Below are 16,764 nucleotides of genomic sequence, written 5' to 3'. Positions count from 1 at the left end.
ACGAGTCCCCCCTTTCCCCACGGCACGCTCGCCCCGCCCCTCACGCCGACTCCCGTGGGATCAGCCGCTGGGCCAGGATCACCTCGCGGGCGGCGCCGTCCTCCCCGTCCTCCAGGCGTTCCAGCAGGAGGCGGGCCGCCGCGCGGCCCATGTCGCGGCCGGGGTTGAAGACCGTGGTGAGGGCCGGGGAGACCAGGGACGCGGCCTCGATGTCGTCGTAGCCGGTGATCGCGAGGTCGCCGGGTACGGTCAGACCGCGCTCGCGGGCCACGTCCAGCGCGCCGATGGCGATCAGGTCGTTGGCGCACACCAGGGCCTGCGGGGGCGAGTCGGCGGCGAGCAGCGAACGCGCTCCGGTCCGGCCTCCCTCGCGGGTGAAGCCGGTCCAGGCCACCAGGTCCTCGGGGACGTCGAGCCCGGCCTCGGTGAGCGCCCGCCGGTAGCCCTCGTGGCGTTCGCCGCCCGGCTCCACGCCGGGTTCGCCGCCGATGAAGCCGACCCGGCGGCAGCCGCGGGTGCGGATGAGGTGCTGGACGAGGGTGCGGGTGCCCTCGGTCTCGTCGGCGCGGACCACGTCGCCGGGGCCCTCGGACAGCCGGCGGCCGAAGCGGACCAGCTTGGTGCCGGTGGCGGCGATCCGGTTCAGGTCGCGGCGGGTGGCGCCGTACCGGCCGAGGACGATGCCGTCGACCCGGCGGTCGGTCAACTGGCGCAGCACATCGGGCAGATGGCGTCCGTTCATGGGGGCCTCGCACACCACGGTCAGGTAGTCGCGGGCCAGCGCCACCTCCTGCATCCCGGCGGCCACCTCCGTGTTGAACGGGTTGGTGATGTCGGGCACGACCAGCGCGAGGGTGGCCGTGCGCCGGGTGCGCAGACCGCGGGCCGTGGGGTTCGCCTGGTAGCCGAGGCGCCGTATGACGTCCTCGACGCGGGCCCGGGTCGTCGGTGAGACCGGGCGCCGGCCACTGATCACATGGGAGACCGTGGTCACGCTGACGCCCGCTTCGCTCGCCACGTCGACGATCTTGACGCGCCCCGAGTCCCGCACATCCACCTCCCCGGCCGCCGGACGGCCCGCTGCGGCCCGGTCCGGCTGAACTCTACCCAGAATACAAATCGTTTTGTATTCTTCCTCGCCATCGGGTCCGATGCCCTGGCCCGCCCTCCCAGTCTGACGCGCCCGTCCTCCCGTGCGACACATCGCAAAACGATTTGCTAAGTGATCTGGATGTGCTCATGCCCCTCTCCTCGAAGTACCGGCCGTGAACGGCCGCCTCAGCCATCCCGGCCATCCCAGCCGCCCCACCCGACCGACCCGCAGAAGCGTGGCGCGCTCGCCGGTGCCGCGGGGGTGGCCCTCGCCGGGTGCGGCGCGGACGGCGGCGGCTCCGGCGGCCGTAGCGCCGTACGGTTCCTCGGGCCCGAGACACCGGCCACCTTCCAGCCGGTGATCAGCGCCTTCGAGCGGGCCCATCCCGGGCTGCGGGTCGCTGCATCTCGCGGTCGGGTGCACTGACACCGTGGTGACGTGGGAGGTCGCCCCGTAGCCGACCGCCGTATCGCCCCTCTCGCCTCCGGGTGGGAGGGGCGCAGTCCTTGTTCGTGCGACGCTATCCGAGCGGCACCCTGGCGAAGGGTTCCCATTCGTACATGAAGTTGTCGCGATTGATCAGAATCAGTTCGGCTGCGGTGATACGGGCGCGGGCAGGCGCCACTTCGGCCGCATCCAGGGCACCGCTGATGAGTGCCGCAGGGTCGTCGCTCGCGCTGTACGCAACAGAGATGTGAGGGGTGAAGCCCTCGGCGCGTTCTGGTACCGCGTCCAAGACGTCACCGATAGCCGCACGAATCGAATCCCTGACGGCCCTCACAGGCTCGTCGGGGCGGACGGGCAGCAACACCGCCTCGGGGTCGAGGATCGCGGGCCCGATCTCCAGGTCGAAGGCGGGTACGTCCGCCATGCGGGAACGGGCCGCCTCAGTGATCGCGTGTACGTCGACTTCCTTCACCTCACCGACGAAGCCGATTCCCTGCATGGTCAGATGCAGCCACTGATCAGGGATGAGAGTCAGTGCCTTCCCCGCAGGGGCGAGAGCGGATCGATAGTCGGCAGCCAGACGATGCACGTCGGGCTGGCCCTCGAAGGTGAGATGCCAGGTGTAGAAGCGACGGCCGACGCTCCAGCCAGGGCGCCACCACCAGTGGTTCCGCATCGTCTCGGGATGAGTCGTCATGCCCGAGATCCAATCAGGGCCGACCATCTCCTGACGAGAGGGCAAGATGCCGTGGAGCGGAGTCCAGGCAGAAATCCTCGACGGCGGCACGAAGCGTCGCCGCGTGCCCGGATTCGGAGGGTCGCAACGATGTGATGGGGAGCTCGCCAAGTCGTTGGATCACCGGCGCGAGCCGCTGGTCGGGGGGCAGCGCGAGCACTGGGGCCAGTGCTTCAATCGCACCCTCGATTTCGCCAGCGTCAAGGTGCGCGGCAGCCTCACTGATGTGGATCTGCGCCTCTGTTCCGTAGGCTCGGACCGGCTGTGACGAGAGTAGAGCCGTAGCGCGTACTGCGGAGGACAGCGCGTCGGCTGAGCGGCCGAGGCGCAGGTAGACGGCTGCCGCATAGTTCTCCTGACGGGCTGGCGCGCAGGCAAAGATGCCACCGATCTGGTCCTCACCGCTCATGGCGTCGCGGGCGTCGTGGGTGCGGGCGAGGGCGGACAGGGCCTCGTCGTTGGCGCCGAGCTGGGACCATGCGTCGGCTTCCTGGCAGGCCAGGAGGACCGTGACGGTTCCTGAGGGCCGGTAGGTGGCACCGTGCCGGGCGTAGTTGATGGCGTCCCGCATGCGCCCGTCCCAGAACGCGACCTTGGACCGGGTGGACAGGACCCAGGCGCGCAGGTCGTTGTGTCCGGAGAGTTCGGCGCAGAGCCACGCCGTGCGGCCCTGGGTGTCAGCGTCGCGGAGGTGCCCGAGGTCGGAGGACATCCATGCAAGCAGTCCGCACAGGTATCCAGCTGCCTGATACAGGTCAGCTGACTGACGTGGGTACTGCTGACCTTCGAGTAGTGCGAACACCCGGTCGCGGAGAGTCCGGGTGCGCAGGAACAGCGGGACAGGGTCCGAGGTGAGGTAGTCGGAGGCGAGCGCGCGGGTGTCCGCCAGGATCTGCTCCAGCGCTATGTCGCCGACGTTGGAGGCTTCCGCCCACCGGGCCCACATGGCTGATTCGTCCGCGGCCAGCCGTACGAGCTCACGGCCGGTCGGTGCCGGGGGCGCCGGTGCTGAGCCAGATGGAGTTGGACTGAGTTCACGCTCCGGGGACTTCAGCGCAAGCAAGTCTGACGGCGAGAGCTCGCGTCGGTCCTCCAGGTCCAGGAGGTCATCCACCTGGCACCCGAAGGCGGCCGACATCGCGACCAGGACCGGCCCGGTGGGGCGCCGGGAGGATGGGCCGGGCCATTTCTCCCACTTGCCCGCCAGGGACGCGTCTGCGGCGACGAACTGTCGTCCGGGCCCTTCACTGCTGGCTTGCGTGAAGTGATCCGCAGCCTCTTGCAGCGTCCATCCATGGGCGTGCCGCCACGCCTCGCGGGGGCGCATCCGGAATCGGGTCCGCATTTCGACGGCGATGTCGGCGGCCGTGCATCCAGCGGCTGCCATCTCGCGGCGAAGAGCGTCCCGGTCTGCCTTGGAGCCGGGCTTGGGGAGGGCGTTCATAGGGCGGACTCCCTGTGCGGTGTCGTGGACTCACCGTAGCCGCGGTGTCGCTGAACCGGGCGACGCGTGCCGAAGCAGCAGCCTTCAGGACGCCCATGGTCCTGCCCAAAAGCGACTGCCGTGCCTGATCGGAGTGCTGAGCCGTGTCCATGAAAGTTGGTCACGGCCGCCCGTGACGGTGGCGTCCGACGCTGAAACCCTCTAGGTGACTCGGAGGGCGCACAGGCCAGGACCACAAACCCGGCGACCGTGCAACCGGCCCCGGGTGTGGACGACGCTGTGAAGGAGCGCCGACGTGAAACACGGTACCGCCCGGCCGCCCGAGGGGGCGACGGCATGAGCAGCATCGTCCACGCCATCCCGCCCGACGTGCTCGACCTCCTCGCGCTCCCGCTGCTGGAGTCCCTGACGCCCGACCAGGCGCGCGGCGCGGTCTGCGTCTGGGGCCCCACCGAGGAACCCCTCACCGCCGAAACCGCCATCGACCTCGGCGAGCAGCACGACGACGGCCGCCACTGGTTCCCCCGCGCCTGCCGACAGCACACCGGGAAGCACGCCTACCGGGCACTCCAGGACCACGCACCTCAGTGCCAGCCCTGCGTCCACGACGCGGGCGGCTGCACGACCGGCGCGGCACTCCGCTACCTCATGCGCGGATGGCGGCCGTGAGCCCCCGCAGATTCCAGGAGCCGCCGGTCACACTCGGCCTGCCCCTGCCCCCGGTCGACCCGCCCCCCGACTGCCAGGAGTGCGTGCAGCGGGCCGCCGACCGGGACCGCGCGACAGCGGCCGGGGATCTGGCCCGCGCGATCGACATGACCGTCCTCATCAAACGCCACCACCCGCGGGGGCCGGCATGAGCCCTGCCGTCTGGGAGTGGCGAGACGGCAGCGGGGGCGGCGCCGGCTACCTGCAGCGCGTCGGCGCGGACATCGAGTACACCGCCACCCAGCGGGCATACCTCGCCTACGGCGATCACCTGCGGGACTGCCCGGTCTGCGCGGTGGACGGCGAGGTGTGCGCGACGGCCGAGCAACTGTGGGAGGCGTACCGGGCGGCGAAGGACCCGACGGCCGCCCCATGAACGCCGTCCGCCCCTCAGGTCGGCGAGGGGCGGACGGTACCGACAAGCCTGAGCTGTGTTGGGGAGAGGCCGCAGCCGACGCGGGTGTCGCGGATGCATGCCCCGGTGGCCCAACGGCGGGGTTGTACCCAGTCGGGCACACGGTCACCGACTTCCTGGTCTTCGCCCCCGGCCAGGTGCCTCACCGGAGGCGGACCGGAGGGCTCCACGAACCTGCTGATGTACGTGGACCGGTTTCACCGGGGAGGGCTGAAGCGTCCCGCACGGCCCCATCACGGTGCTGTCCCTGCTGCGCCCCGGCCTGTACGAGACGCGGCGCGGCCGGGTGAAGGTCACCGACGCCGGGGTCACCCACTTCCACCCGGACGCCGATCTCAGGGTGGCGGCTCCGCCCCCGAGGGCAGCCGCTGCTCGGTCCAGATGATCTTCCCGTCCGGGGTGTAGCGGGTGCCCCAGCGCTCGGAGAGCTGGGCGACCAGGAACAGTCCGCGTCCGCCCTCGTCCGCCTCCTCCGCCCGGCGCAGCCGGGGGGACGTCCCGCTGCCGTCCCGGACCTCGCAGATCAGGGCGTTGTCGTCGCGCAGCAGCCGGAGCGAGATGGGCTCGCCGCCATAGCGGATGGCGTTGGTCACCAGCTCGCTGACGACCAGCTCGACGCTGAAGCCGTACTCTTCGAGGCCCCACTCCTCCAGTTGCTTGAGGACCCGTTCCCGGACCGCCGAGACCGCCGCCGGGTCGTCGGGGACCTCCCAGCCGGTGCAGTGGTCGGCGGCGACACCCAGGGTGCGGACGACGAGCAGGGCCACGTCGTCGCGGGAGCGGCTGTCCGGCATCGCCGCCATGACCCTCCGGCAGGTCTCCTCCGGGGAGGCGTCCGGGACGCTCTCCAGCGCCTGGCGGAGCAGGTCCATCCCGGTGCCGAGATCACGGTCGGGCCCCGCGACGAGGCCGTCGGTGTACAGCACCAGCCTGCTGCCGTCGGGCACGGGGATCTCGACCGGCTCGAAGGGCGCCCCGCCGACGCCGAGCGGGGGCGCGGCCGGGACATCGGGGAAGCGCACGGTGCCGTCGGGCAGGACCAGGGCGAGCGGCGGGTGACCGGCGGAGGCGAGGCTGATCCGGCGGGCGACGGGGTCGTACACGGCGTAGAGGCAGGTGGCGATGTACTCCCCGTACGTCTCGTACGTCTCGTACGTCTCGTACGTCTCGCGCCCCGGGCCCGCCTCCGCGCCCTCGGGTCCCTCGGGTCCCTCAGCGGCCTCCGGCCCCTCCCGTACCACGTATCCCTCGGAGCCGAGGCGGCCGACGAGGTCGGCGAGGTGGGTGAGCACGTCCTCGGGCGGCAGGTCGAGGGCGGCGTAGTTGTGGACGGTGGTGCGCAGCCGTCCCATGGTGGCGGCGGCGTAGACGCCGTGCCCCATGACGTCCCCCGCGACCAGCGCCACCCGGGCGCCGGAGAGCGGGATGACGTCGTACCAGTCGCCGCCCGCCCCGGACTGGGCGGGGAGATAGCGGTAGGCGGCCTCGACGGCGCTCTGCTCGGGCAGGCCGGACGGCAGCAGACTGTGCTGGAGGGCCAGGGCGGTGAGGTGTTCCCGGGCGTAGCGGCGGGCGTTGTCGACGCAGACCGCGGAGCGTGCCCCGATCTCCTCGGCCAGCAGCAGGTCGTCGGCGTCGAAGGGCGCCCGGCCCGCCTCGCGGACGAAGGTCGCGGCACCGAGGGTGATGCCCCGGGCGCGCAGCGGTACGACGAGCGCCGAGCCGCCGCGGTAGGCGGCCGGGACGCCGAGCCCGGCGAAGCGGTGGCCGATGCCGTCCGTGTCGGTGATCGTGCCGTGGGCCGGGCGGCCGGAGAGCAGGGCACCGCCGGGCAGGGACCCGGGCGGGTAGGTGTGCGGTCCGCCGGTTCCGGGCGCGGGGTCCTCGACCGGTGCCGGTCCGCCCGTTCCGGACGCGAGGTCCTCCACCGGTCCCGGTCCGGCCGTTCCGGGCGTGAGGTTCTCGGCCGGTGCCGGTCCGGTGGCGACGCAGGCGACCCGTTGGAGGGTGACCGGTTCGGCGGTGGGCATGGCGGGCGGTTCGTCGCCGGACAGGATGGTGCCGAAGAGGTCGACGGCGGCGGCGTCGGCGAACCGGGGCACGGCCACATCGACCAGTTCCCGGGCCGTACGGGTCACGTCGAGGGTCGAGCCGATCTGCTCCCCGGCGGCGGTGAGCAGGCTGAGCCGGTCGCGGGCGATCATCAGCCGCTGGATACGGCTCTCGTGGTCGAGGCGGATACGGCAGACCAGGAGGCTGGCGCCGGTGCCGAGCGCGACGAGCAGGATCGTGACGACGCGCTGGAGCGCCGGGACGTCCGGGATGACACCGCCGTAGACGATCACGACGGCCGCCATGGTGAGCGCGCAGATGATCAGCGCCCGCCGGTACGACAGCAGGGCGCTGGCCACCAGGGGGGCCAGGAGGGAGAACCCTCCGAGCCGGATCACCCCGCCCTGCGAGGTGGGGATCTGAGCGGCCGAGACCACGGCGATGTAGACGATGAGGACGACGAAGACCCCGGTCCTCCCGCCCGGCTGTGACCGGGCCACCTCCGCTCACCTCCCCGGACCGGGCCGCGCACCCGTCCGGGTCCGGACCGGGGTGCGAGGCCGGGGCCTCTTGGAGTTCACTGTGGATCAACCGTAACGCGCATATCGGAAGGAATGACCTCATTCAGGGACGCCGACACGCGGTCCGGGCCTCCTCCCCCGCCCCGCCGCCGGGGAAGTCCGTAAAGAATTCGCCAACCCGGACGGCCGGGTGTCGATCCGGCGGCCGTCCCGTTCGACGTACGTGACGCACGGCCCCCACCGGGCGGCGGTGCACCGTACGGATGAGAGAGCGAGCAGGCACATGGATCAGTTGCTGCGTTTGATGAACTTCTCCGTCTCCGAGGACGGGACCGCCGCCGGGGAGGACCAGACCCTGGAGCGGCCGTTCGGCTTCGAGAACCCCGAGCGGCTGTTCTCCTGGGCCGGGGCCACGGCGAGCTGGCCCCGGCGTACGGAGCCCGGCGGCACCCGGGGGCTGGACGACTACTTCACCCGGGACTTCGACCACAACATCGGCGCCGAGATCATGGGCCGCAACAAGTTCGGACCCCAGCGCGGGCCCTGGCAGGACCATGAGTGGCAGGGCTGGTGGGGTGACGAGCCCCCCTTCCACACCCCGGTGTTCGTGATGACCCACCACCACCGGCCGTCGTTCTCGCTGTCCGACACGACGTTCCACTTCGTGTCCGGGGACCCGGCGACGGTCCTGGCGCAGGCCCGGGAAGCGGCCCAGGGCAAGGATGTCCGGCTGGGCGGCGGGGTCACCACCGTCCGGCAGTTCCTCGACGCGGACCTGGTCGACACCCTGCATGTGGCGGTCTCACCGGTACGGCTCGGACCGGGGCTGCGGCTGTGGGACTCCCCCGACGAGCTGCTCGACCGCTTCCACCTGGAGGTCGTCCCGAGCCCGAGCGGGGTACGGCACCACCTGTTCTGGAGGAGGTGAGCGGAGGCGGGGCGAGGGGGCTGGGTGTCCTCGATCGCGGGCGTCTTCTCCCTGCCGGGCCTCGGGATCCACCACGCCTCCACGTACGGCCTGGAGGGATTCACGGGGCTCATGACGCGGCGCCGGGCCGCCCGGCGGTGGGCGGCCCGGCGCGTACGTGGGGGTCGGTGCTGCGTGGGGGTCGGTGCTGCGTGGGGGTCAGGTGTCGCGTCCCCGAGGGTCAGTCGGCGAAGTTCGCGCCGAGGTACGGGGTTCCGGCGGCCGAGACGCCCGCGGCGGCGACGGTGATCAGCCGGGCGCCGGTCGTCGTGATCCGGGAGCCGTTGGACGGGAGGTAGGTCACCGCTCCGTCGCCGCCGTCCTCGCCGGAGCCCACCACCAGGTCGGCCCGGCGGTCGCCGGTGACGTCGTCGAGCTTGACGTCCATGCCGAACCGGTCGTGGTCCTCGTTGACGCCGGGGACGCCCGGCGCGTCCTGGGTGAACCACTGGCCGCCGCTGGTCCGCAGCCCGCTCGCGCTGCCGTACAGGACGGTGACCATGCCGGTGTCGACATCGTCCTTGACGTTCTCCAGGACGGTGCCGATGGCCAGGTCCAGATAGCCGTCGCCGTTGATGTCACCGAGGTCCAGCTCATGCCCGAACCGGTCCTGGCTCTCGGCGGCGTCGGGGATGCCCGCCGTGTCCTGGGTGATCCCGGTGCTGCGGCCGGGGCCGGTCGCCGTGCCGTACGTCACCCAGACCCGGCCGCCCTTGGCGCTGCCCTCGGGATGGACATAGCCGTCGGCGGAGTCCCAGATGGCGCCGCTGACGATGTCGCCGTAGCCGTCCTTGTCGATGTCGCCGATGGCGGTGACGACACCGGCCTTGATCAGGCGTCCGGTGTTGTTCACCAGGCCGTCCGGGCCGCCCTGGAAGTAGTAGTTGCGGTTCCAGCCCTGGCTGCTCGCCGTCTCGAAGCCGTCGACCACCAGGTCGGTGACCAGGTCGCCGTCGATATCGCCCGCGGTGAGGTTGACCGGTCCGAGGCCCGTGCCCGACAGGATGGGGGGCGTGAGGGTGGTGCGTCCCTTGCCGGGCTTACCGGTGGAGCTGAAGCCGCCCTTGAAGATGTGCACGGTGGCGGAGGTGCTGCCGACGACGAGGTCGGCGCGGCCGTCGCCGTCGAAGTCGCCCGCGGCGAGCGTCTCGCCCCAGCGGTCGTGGGAACCGGGCGCCGGGTCGGCGATGGTGACGCTCCGTCCGGTGAGCCCGGCGGCCGAGCCCCACAGCAGGATGACGGTCCCGCCGTCCTTGTCGGCGCCCATGTCCTCGCCGGGGGCGTTCACCACGAGGTCGTGGTAGCCGTCGCCGTTGAAATCGGCGTAAGCGCTCCGCGTGCCGAACCCGTCGCCCGCCTCGGCCGAGCCGGGGACACCGGTGGTGTTCTGGCTGATCACCGAGCGCTTGGCGCCGGTGACACCGGTGGAGGTGCCGTACAGGACGACGAGTTGCCCCGCCTCCTTCTTGCCCGCCACATACGCGGCCTGGGCCGAGGCGGCCAGGTCGGCCCTGCCGTCCTTGTTGAAGTCGGCCCCGGGTACGTGCGTGGCGTCCGCGGCGACCGCCGGGCCCGCCGCGAAGGTGAGCAGACCGCCGGTCAGCGCCGCGGCGGTGGCCGTGGCGAGGACGAGTCTGGCGTTCTGTCTCGGTCTCGGTCTTGGATGCATGCTTCTCCTGCTGCACGGGGGGACGCCTGGCGGGGCGTCCACGAAAGGTGGGTCACGAACCATGAGCGCGGACCGCGGCACGCGTCCACCGGGACGACTCCCGAATGCCCGGCGCGGTCGGCGATCAAGAGACCAGCATGGGGGGTCAAGGGTTGTACGCGACAACGGATTTACTGGGGGGACGGGTATGCGGGTGACGGAGCCGGGATCGGTGACCCTGAGCGGCATCCGGCCGGCGGACTGGCGAGCCGTCCACTCCTGGGCTTCGCTGGCCGAGGTCGGTGGCGGCACATGAACCACCCGGGCTCACCGGGCTAGTTGGACAGCCAGTACCGCCGAGGTGATCCGTGAGGTGGGCCATGAGGTGGGGTCCATGAGGTGGGTCCATGAGCTGGTGTCCCTTTGCCGCAACCCCCGCACCACCCCCCGTCGTCCTGACCCTCTGGAGCGCACCGACGACCATGGTGGGTGCGCTCCCGTCCCGGCGTGCGCGCCGGCTCTGCCAGAAGGGACCGACGGGTGCGGAAAGCGGCGAGGAACGAACGGGAACGGCTGCCCCACTGGCTGCGGGGCCTGATCCTGCTCATGGTCGCCTGCGGAGCCCTGCTCTGCGGCCTGCGCGCGGCCGACGGGTACGGCGCGGCCATGGCGCACCATGACGCGCCGGTCTGCGCGGCCGGGGACGACGGTGGGACATGTGTGCGGCGCGAACAGGGCACGGTGGTCGACCGCCGGACGGGCCAGGACTGCTCGGGCGAGGACGGCACCTGCACGACGTACTACGAGGTCTCCGTCCGGTGGCCCGACCGCACCGCCTGGCTGGAGGTGGGGTCGGGGATGTACGCCGAGGTCAGGACGGACGACCGGGCGGAGGTCGGTCTGTGGCGGGACGAGGTCGTGGAGCTGGAGGTGCGTGATCGCACCCGTTCCTACGCGACCTCCGCGCAGGACGGGGTCCTGTGGTGGCTGGCGCTGGGCTCGCTGCTGCTGGCGGTGGGCGCGTGGGCGGTGCTCAGCGGACGGCCCGCGACACTCCTGCACCTGTCCGTCCTCGGCTGGCCACTGGCGGCGGTCGGTCTCGGATGGCTCGGCTCCATGGCCCTGTTCGGCGGACATCCGGCGCTCTGGGCCTTCGCGATCGTGTGGACGGGGTTCGCGATCCTGTGGTCGGTGGGCGCGCGCCGAGTCCGCTGAGGAGCAGACGGCCGGGCTCAGCCGGTGCCCGAAAGCCCCTGGCTGAGCGGTCGTGTCCGGCCGTACCGTGGCGCCATGAACGATCACTCCCCGGTTCCCGCCGCGGCTCCTCTCACGCCGATCGGGGTGTTCGAGCCCCCTTACCACATCGTCGTCTTCTCCACCGTGCGCACCGAGCGGCAGGACGGGTACGCCGAGACCAACGCCCGGATGGAGGAGCTGGTGAAGGAGATCCCCGGCTTCCTGGGCCTGGACCACGCCCAGACCCCGGGCGGACTGGGCATCACCGTGGGGTACTTCCGTGACGCCGACGCCATCGCGCGGTGGCGGTCCGACGACGAGCACCGCGCGGCGCAGCGGCGGGGGATGTCCGAGTGGTACGAGAGGTACACCGTGCAGGTGGCGAAGGTGGAACGGAGCCAGGAGTTCCAGCGGCGGTAGGCCGCACGGCGGCATGGGAGTCCAGGCCACCGGCGGCCCCGGATCAGGCGACGGCGGTCGCCTCCAGCTCCACCAGTTGCCCGGGAACCGCCAGCCGTGTCACCCCGAGCATCGTGGTCGTGGGCGCCACTCCGGCCGCGCCCAGCCGGGCCGCGAGCACGCCGTAGTGCTGGAGGAGCAGATCGACGTCGGTGGTGTAGACGTTGAGGCGGACGACGTCGGGGAGGGACATCCCGGCCGCGGCGAGAACGCCCTCCACGTTGTCCAGGCTCAGGGCCACTTGGGCGGCCATGTCACCGGTGTGCAGGGGCTCGCCGTCCTCGCTCATCGCGGTCTGCCCGGAGCAGTACAGGGTGCGGGTCTGTCCCGAGACGACCTCGCCCTGGTTGAACCCCCTCTCCACCGACCACCGCACCGGGTTCACCACGGTTCGCTGCACTGCCACTTCGGTTCCCTTCCGTAGCGGCGGAGGCGCTTCCCTCGTCTCGGTGGCGCCCCGCCTCCGACCTTGTACGGAAAGCCTCTCAGCGATACATGACACCCTGTGTCATGTATGAGGGACGGATGATCGAGGAAGGCGTTTCCCGTGCGTGCCGACCGACTGGTCTCGCTGGTGCTGCTCCTTCGGCAGCGCGGCCGGCTCTCCGCCGCCACGCTCGCCGACGAGTTGGAGGTGTCCACCCGTACGGTGCTGCGGGACATCGAGGCGCTCTCCGCGGCCGGGGTCCCGGTCTACGCCGTACGCGGCCGGCACGGCGGGTTCGCGCTCCTGCCGGGCTTCCGGACGGAACTGACCGGGCTGAGTCATGACGAGGCCCTCGCCCTGCTGATCGCCGGAGCACGGCGCGGCGCGCAGGTGTTCGGGCTCGGCTCGGCCCTCGCCTCCGCCATGCTCAAGGTGGTCGACGCCCTGCCCGACGGTCACCGGGACATCGCGGCCGGTGCGGCACAGCGCCTGCTCATCGACCCGGAGACCGATCTCCTCGCGCGCCGCGTCCCGGCCGGGGAACTGCCCGACGCGGTGGCGGCGGAGGTCAGACGGGCGGTGTTCGCCGGGCACAAGCTCCGCATCCACTACGCCTCGGCCGCCGACCGGGCCCCGAAGTGGCGCACGGTGGACCCGATCGGCCTGGTCACCGTACGCGGCCAGGGCTATCTGCTGGCGACGCGCTCGGGCGAGGACCGCACCTACCGGCTGGACCGGGTCCGGGCCGCCGAGGAACTCGGCGAACCCGCCGAGCGCCCGGACCGGGTCGACCTCGGCCGCGCCTGGCAGGACCGCGGCACCCGCTTCCGTACCAGTGGCGACCAGGTCGCCGTGCTGGTCCGGGTACGTCCGGCACGGCGTGCGGAACTGGTCGGCACCGCGCTGGCCGTCCGGTCCGAAGAACTCGAGGAACCCGAGGAACCCGAGGGCGCCGACGGGAACGGCGGCTGGCTGCGGCTTGAGGTGACCTTCCAGGACGCCCGGCACGCGGAATGGGCCCTGTGGCAGCTCACGTCGGACGCGGAGGCCCTCACCCCGGGGTGGCTGCGCACCTCGTTGCACGACCGCGCCGCGGCCTTGGTCGACCGCTATCGAGACGGGCGGTGACCTGCGGGGACGCGGGTGCCTAGGTGTGTCCGGGGGAATCCGGCGATCAGGTCCGCCGTGGTGGTCGTGGTCCGCCCGTCGGCTGCCCGGAGTGCTCTCCGGCGGAGGGGCAGGCGGTGCCGTCAGGCGGGGCCCGGCGTGGTGAGGAACGTGTCGAGGAGGTGGTTGACCGCTTCGGGGCGGGTCGCGAAGGCGAAGTGGTCGGCGCCGGGGAGCTCCGCGAGCCGGGCGTCTGGGATGGTGTCGCGCATCCAGCGGGCCACGCCCGTGGGCACCTCCTGGCCCAGCGCGCTGGCCAGCAGCAGCGTCGGCACGGTGATCCGGGGCAGCAGCGCGCGGTCGTCGTCCCGGGCGATGCTCTCGAAGAAGCCGAGCAGGGTGTCGACGCCCGCCTGACGGCTCATCTCCCGGAACCAGGCGCCCAGATCCTCGGCACGCCGCTGCGGGACGTCGGCGAAGACGACCTTGGGGTCCAGCAGGGCGTCGGTGAGCGCCTCGATGCCGCCGTGCGCGGCGAGCGCGGTGAACCGCTCGATGGTCGGCTCCTGGAAGCCGTACGGCCAGTCCGGGCCGGTCAGGAAGCGCGGGGAGCCGTTGATGACGGCGAGGCGGCCGAGCAGGGCGGGGTGCTGGGCGGCGAAGCGCAGGGCGACATGCCCGGCGGAGGCGAAGCCGACCACCATCGGCCGGTCCAGGCCGAGATGGCGGATCAGGGCGGCGAGGTCGGAGACGTACAGCGCGGTGACGCTGGAAGCGCTGGCGGGCAGTTTGTCTGAGGCGCCGTAGCCGCGCAGGTCGAGGAAGACATTGCGGGCGCGGGGGTCGAAGAAGTCCTGCTGGGCGGCCCAGGAACGGGAGTCGAGCGGCAGTCCGTGGACCCAGACGATGGTGTGGTCGCCGCCGCCTGTCTCGTAGTAGGCGATGCGGCCGTCGTCTAGGTCGAGGAAGCGGGCCTGGTTCAGGGTGAGTGTGGACATGGGTGGGCGCTCCGTGGGCGGCTTACAGGTCGGTGGGGTAGGTGACGCCGTCGAGGCCCGGCACCACGACCTTGGCGGGATGGTTGTCGGCGGCCACCAGTTGGCTGACCGCGTAGTCGGTGACACAGCCGGACAGCAGTTGGCGGGGGTCCTCCAGCACCATCCGCAGCCGGGTGACCAGGGCCCGCCAGTCGTCGGGGCCGTGGATGACGGGCATCTCGCCGATCTCGGTGACGGCGGGGTCGCTGACGTCCGGGGCGTGGGTGCCGTCGGGCGTGTAGCGGGGGTAGCCGGTGAACATCAGCTCACCGAGTACGACGGTGGCGCGGGTGTGGCTCCAGATCCGGCGCAGCGGCTCCTCCAGCGCGGCCACCGCCGACAGGTCGCCGTCGACGGGGGTGTCGAAGGTGGGCGCGTGGGGGGCCATGTACAGCCGGTCCAGGGCGAGTTCGTAGCGGGAGGCGCCGAGGAGCAGGGCGGCGACGCTGGAGGTGTTCCAGGTGACTCCGGCGGTGGGGCGGCCCTGCTGGCCCGCGACCACCACCATGGCCCGGGACCAGTCGACGCGCTGCTCGGCGAACCAGCGCAGGACGCGGTGGGCGACATCCATCCCGGCCAGGAAGAACGTGGCGATCATCAGCGCGTTGAGCGGCACCGGCGGAGGTGCGCCGCCACCGCCGTCCAGGTAGTCCTCGCGCAGCGTACGGGCGCTGAGGTAGTCGCGGTCGGCGAGCGCGGCCCGCAGATAGCGGGCGGTCATGGCACAGCCGTAGTCGACCATGTCGGCGATGGCCTGCTCCCGGCCCTCGTACGCCTCGACGGCGATGACGTCCCGCCACAGCTCCGCGCTGTTGGCCGCCCGGCTGCGCTCGACCTGGCCCAGCAGCCGTGCGGCCGAGGCGCGCCAGGTGTCGTCGCCGTATGTCTCGGCCAGTTCGACCAGGGTGGCGAGGGCGGGTCCGAGGTGGGAGATCCCGGCGAGTTCCTTGAAGCCGCGGGTGGAGAGGCGGAATCCCTCGACGGTGGGCGGTCGGCCGCCGCCGGGGTACAGGGCGAAGTCCCGGGCGGTGGCCACGATCAGCGGATCGTCCGCCCGCCGCCGGGAGGTGACGGCGGTGAGCCGCGCGCCGATGCTGTCGGCGGAGGAGGTGTAGGTGGTGAAGAGGTCGACGAGTTCGGGACTGGCGTGCGCGGTCATGGCTGCTCCAGCGGGGGGGGAGGGGCGGGGGGCGTCCGGCTTCCAGCCGTGGAAGACGACTCGGCCGTCAGCCGTGGAAGCGGTAGAAGACGGTCCGGGCGGCGAACCGGACGTCGGCGGTGAGGCCCTGCGAGACGGCGACCAGTGGCCCGTCCCGGTCCCGCAGGACGGCGGCGTCCGTGGCCCCGGTGGTCGGGAACTCCTGGACGACTTCCAGCCGCCCCCGCCGCCAGTGGTAGACCTGGGAGTCGAGTGCGGTGGTGGGGTCGGCGGGTGTGCCCCGTACGAAGTTGACCCGGATCACATACAGACCCCGCTCGCCGCGGGCGACGGCGAACTCCCGGCCGCCGGGCCCGTGCAGCGTCTGGTGGGCGGCGAACCGCTCACCGTCCCAGCGCAGCAGCGCGGAGTCGCCCGGGAGCCGCGCCACCAGCAGATACGTCCCGCCGTCGGCCGTGAAGTGCGCGAACGCCCGCCCGCCGAAGCCGGTCAGCTCCTGGTGCGGCGTGAACGACCGCCCGTTCCACCGGTACAGCAGGGACGGCTGTACATGGTCGGCGTGGGCCAGGAAGTGCCGGCCGTCGACCTCGAACGCGTGCCAGTTGTAGGCCCACCGGGAGTCGATGTCCTGGAAGGGCGCGAACCGGGTGCCGTCCCAGGCGTAGATCCGGGACGGCCGGTTCTCGTCCTCGTGGCCGGGTACGGCGACGCCCTGGGCGAGGGCGAGGAAGTGCCGTGTGCCGACGGTGAAGTGCGTCCACTGCTTGGCCGCGAACCCCTCGAACTCCTGGAAGACCTCGAAGGAGCCCCCGGTCCACTCGTAGACCCGGGAGTACGTGGTGAAGTCGTACGCCCCCGTGCGGGAGCCGGTGCGGATGCTCGCCACGGCGAGGAAGGCGCGGTCGCCGACGCGGAAGAACTCGGCGTCCTCCCCGCCGGGGGCGTTCAGCGACCGCCAGCGCCGGTAGCCCTTGCCGTCGCGGTGGTCGCGGAGCAGCAGGAGTTCGGTGTCGCTGTCGCCGCCGTTCATGTCGGCGGGGGTGCCGGGCACGTCGTAGGCGAGCTGGGGGACGGCGAGCAGGTGCATCCCGTCCAGGGCGAAGGGTTCGACGGCGCGGGCGCCGGAGGTCGGGACCGAGGCGGACTCCGTCAGCGGGTCCGGGTGCACCGGCGGTGTCGCGTTCATCCGCGCGCCTCTCTCCATCCGAACAGCCCCGAAAAGTGAAGGTGAATTCAGCTTTACTTCTATGGGCGTGGATGTCAAGCGCGACGGGGCGCAAGGGCGGGCGCCGACTGGACGGTCGGCCG

General features: G+C 72.0%; 16 protein-coding genes. 7 read left to right on the top strand and 9 right to left on the bottom strand.

Features of this window, described 5'->3' with window-relative positions:
- Nucleotides 1-40: 40 nt before the first annotated feature.
- The 3 genes from AB0D49_RS07015 to AB0D49_RS07005 form a co-directional block, all read right to left on the bottom strand.
- Nucleotides 41-1,018, bottom strand: a complete 978-nt coding sequence (locus AB0D49_RS07015; RefSeq protein ID WP_362751950.1) for a LacI family DNA-binding transcriptional regulator — start codon at nucleotides 1,016-1,018, stop codon at nucleotides 41-43.
- 595 nt (nucleotides 1,019-1,613) lie between these two features.
- The gene (locus AB0D49_RS07010; RefSeq protein ID WP_362751947.1) at nucleotides 1,614-2,237 is read right to left on the bottom strand and encodes a 2'-5' RNA ligase family protein; all 624 of its coding nucleotides are present in this window, start codon (nucleotides 2,235-2,237) and stop codon (nucleotides 1,614-1,616) included.
- A 13-nt stretch (nucleotides 2,238-2,250) separates the two neighbouring features.
- Entirely contained in the window at nucleotides 2,251-3,720 is a 1,470-nt protein-coding gene (locus AB0D49_RS07005; protein WP_362751944.1) for an XRE family transcriptional regulator, read from the bottom strand.
- Nucleotides 3,721-4,056: 336 nt separating this feature from the next.
- Between AB0D49_RS07005 and AB0D49_RS07000 the strand changes: the two genes are divergently transcribed.
- The 3 genes from AB0D49_RS07000 to AB0D49_RS06990 are packed head-to-tail and all read left to right on the top strand — an operon-like array spanning nucleotide 4,057 to nucleotide 4,804.
- Entirely contained in the window at nucleotides 4,057-4,389 is a 333-nt protein-coding gene (locus AB0D49_RS07000; RefSeq protein ID WP_362751941.1) for a hypothetical protein, read from the top strand.
- On the top strand, nucleotides 4,386-4,580 hold the full coding sequence (locus AB0D49_RS06995; protein ID WP_362751939.1) for a hypothetical protein: 195 nt from the start codon (nucleotides 4,386-4,388) through the stop codon (nucleotides 4,578-4,580). The genes AB0D49_RS07000 and AB0D49_RS06995 overlap by 4 nt, the downstream gene beginning before the upstream one ends.
- The gene (locus tag AB0D49_RS06990; protein WP_362751936.1) at nucleotides 4,577-4,804 is read left to right on the top strand and encodes a hypothetical protein; all 228 of its coding nucleotides are present in this window, start codon (nucleotides 4,577-4,579) and stop codon (nucleotides 4,802-4,804) included. Before AB0D49_RS06995 ends, AB0D49_RS06990 begins: the two co-directional genes overlap by 4 nt.
- A gap of 374 nt (nucleotides 4,805-5,178) precedes the next feature.
- On the opposite strand, the gene AB0D49_RS06985 is transcribed toward AB0D49_RS06990, so the two are convergent.
- Nucleotides 5,179-7,395 (bottom strand): SpoIIE family protein phosphatase, encoded by a 2,217-nt coding sequence (locus AB0D49_RS06985; RefSeq protein ID WP_362751933.1) that lies wholly within the window; start codon nucleotides 7,393-7,395, stop codon nucleotides 5,179-5,181.
- 304 nt (nucleotides 7,396-7,699) lie between these two features.
- On the opposite strand from AB0D49_RS06985, the gene AB0D49_RS06980 reads away from it, so the two are divergent.
- Nucleotides 7,700-8,344: a dihydrofolate reductase family protein gene (locus AB0D49_RS06980; RefSeq protein WP_362751930.1), complete on the top strand. Its 645-nt coding sequence runs from the start codon at nucleotides 7,700-7,702 to the stop codon at nucleotides 8,342-8,344.
- Nucleotides 8,345-8,564: 220 nt separating this feature from the next.
- Here the strand turns inward: AB0D49_RS06980 and AB0D49_RS06975 are convergent, their stop codons facing one another.
- The gene (locus tag AB0D49_RS06975; RefSeq protein ID WP_362751927.1) at nucleotides 8,565-10,052 is read right to left on the bottom strand and encodes a VCBS repeat-containing protein; all 1,488 of its coding nucleotides are present in this window, start codon (nucleotides 10,050-10,052) and stop codon (nucleotides 8,565-8,567) included.
- A 519-nt stretch (nucleotides 10,053-10,571) separates the two neighbouring features.
- Here AB0D49_RS06975 and AB0D49_RS06970 point away from each other — a divergent pair.
- Both AB0D49_RS06970 and AB0D49_RS06965 read left to right on the top strand, forming a co-directional pair.
- On the top strand, nucleotides 10,572-11,246 hold the full coding sequence (locus AB0D49_RS06970; protein ID WP_362751924.1) for a hypothetical protein: 675 nt from the start codon (nucleotides 10,572-10,574) through the stop codon (nucleotides 11,244-11,246).
- A 75-nt stretch (nucleotides 11,247-11,321) separates the two neighbouring features.
- Nucleotides 11,322-11,687, top strand: coding sequence for an antibiotic biosynthesis monooxygenase (locus AB0D49_RS06965; RefSeq protein WP_362751921.1), 366 nt, complete (start codon nucleotides 11,322-11,324; stop codon nucleotides 11,685-11,687).
- Between the two features lie 43 nt (nucleotides 11,688-11,730).
- Here AB0D49_RS06965 and AB0D49_RS06960 read toward each other — a convergent pair whose 3' ends face one another.
- Complete coding sequence (locus tag AB0D49_RS06960; RefSeq protein ID WP_362752134.1) at nucleotides 11,731-12,126, bottom strand: RidA family protein; 396 nt, start codon at nucleotides 12,124-12,126, stop codon at nucleotides 11,731-11,733.
- Between the two features lie 147 nt (nucleotides 12,127-12,273).
- Between AB0D49_RS06960 and AB0D49_RS06955 the strand changes: the two genes are divergently transcribed.
- Nucleotides 12,274-13,281 carry a WYL domain-containing protein gene (locus tag AB0D49_RS06955; RefSeq protein ID WP_362751918.1) on the top strand — a complete coding sequence of 336 codons (1,008 nt, stop codon included), beginning with the start codon at nucleotides 12,274-12,276 and terminating at the stop codon, nucleotides 13,279-13,281.
- Nucleotides 13,282-13,403: 122 nt separating this feature from the next.
- Here AB0D49_RS06955 and AB0D49_RS06950 read toward each other — a convergent pair whose 3' ends face one another.
- The 3 genes from AB0D49_RS06950 to AB0D49_RS06940 all read right to left on the bottom strand — a co-directional run bounded on the left by AB0D49_RS06950 (nucleotide 13,404) and on the right by AB0D49_RS06940 (nucleotide 16,642).
- Nucleotides 13,404-14,258 (bottom strand): alpha/beta hydrolase, encoded by an 855-nt coding sequence (locus tag AB0D49_RS06950; RefSeq protein WP_362751915.1) that lies wholly within the window; start codon nucleotides 14,256-14,258, stop codon nucleotides 13,404-13,406.
- 22 nt (nucleotides 14,259-14,280) lie between these two features.
- Nucleotides 14,281-15,456 carry a DUF5624 domain-containing protein gene (locus AB0D49_RS06945; protein WP_362751913.1) on the bottom strand — a complete coding sequence of 392 codons (1,176 nt, stop codon included), beginning with the start codon at nucleotides 15,454-15,456 and terminating at the stop codon, nucleotides 14,281-14,283.
- A gap of 67 nt (nucleotides 15,457-15,523) precedes the next feature.
- Nucleotides 15,524-16,642: a hypothetical protein gene (locus AB0D49_RS06940; protein WP_362751910.1), complete on the bottom strand. Its 1,119-nt coding sequence runs from the start codon at nucleotides 16,640-16,642 to the stop codon at nucleotides 15,524-15,526.
- Between the last annotated feature and the right edge of the window lie 122 nt (nucleotides 16,643-16,764).

This window comes from Streptomyces sp. NPDC048290, assembly GCF_040652095.1.
Classification (GTDB): domain Bacteria; phylum Actinomycetota; class Actinomycetes; order Streptomycetales; family Streptomycetaceae; genus Streptomyces.
This window is presented reverse-complemented; position numbering and strand designations above follow the sequence as displayed.

Excerpts from the sequence above, each read along its gene's own strand:
- AB0D49_RS07000 (WP_362751941.1), top strand. The coding sequence starts at position 4,057 with ATGAGCAGCATCGTCCACGCCATCCCGCCCGACGTGCTCGACCTCCTC.
- AB0D49_RS07005 (WP_362751944.1), bottom strand. The coding sequence starts at position 3,720 with ATGAACGCCCTCCCCAAGCCCGGCTCCAAGGCAGACCGGGACGCTCTT.
- AB0D49_RS06940 (WP_362751910.1), bottom strand. The coding sequence starts at position 16,642 with ATGAACGCGACACCGCCGGTGCACCCGGACCCGCTGACGGAGTCCGCC.
- AB0D49_RS06975 (WP_362751927.1), bottom strand. The coding sequence starts at position 10,052 with ATGCATCCAAGACCGAGACCGAGACAGAACGCCAGACTCGTCCTCGCC.
- AB0D49_RS06990 (WP_362751936.1), top strand. The coding sequence starts at position 4,577 with ATGAGCCCTGCCGTCTGGGAGTGGCGAGACGGCAGCGGGGGCGGCGCC.
- AB0D49_RS06950 (WP_362751915.1), bottom strand. The coding sequence starts at position 14,258 with ATGTCCACACTCACCCTGAACCAGGCCCGCTTCCTCGACCTAGACGAC.
- AB0D49_RS06965 (WP_362751921.1), top strand. The coding sequence starts at position 11,322 with ATGAACGATCACTCCCCGGTTCCCGCCGCGGCTCCTCTCACGCCGATC.
- AB0D49_RS06980 (WP_362751930.1), top strand. The coding sequence starts at position 7,700 with ATGGATCAGTTGCTGCGTTTGATGAACTTCTCCGTCTCCGAGGACGGG.
- AB0D49_RS06945 (WP_362751913.1), bottom strand. The coding sequence starts at position 15,456 with ATGACCGCGCACGCCAGTCCCGAACTCGTCGACCTCTTCACCACCTAC.
- AB0D49_RS07010 (WP_362751947.1), bottom strand. The coding sequence starts at position 2,237 with ATGACGACTCATCCCGAGACGATGCGGAACCACTGGTGGTGGCGCCCT.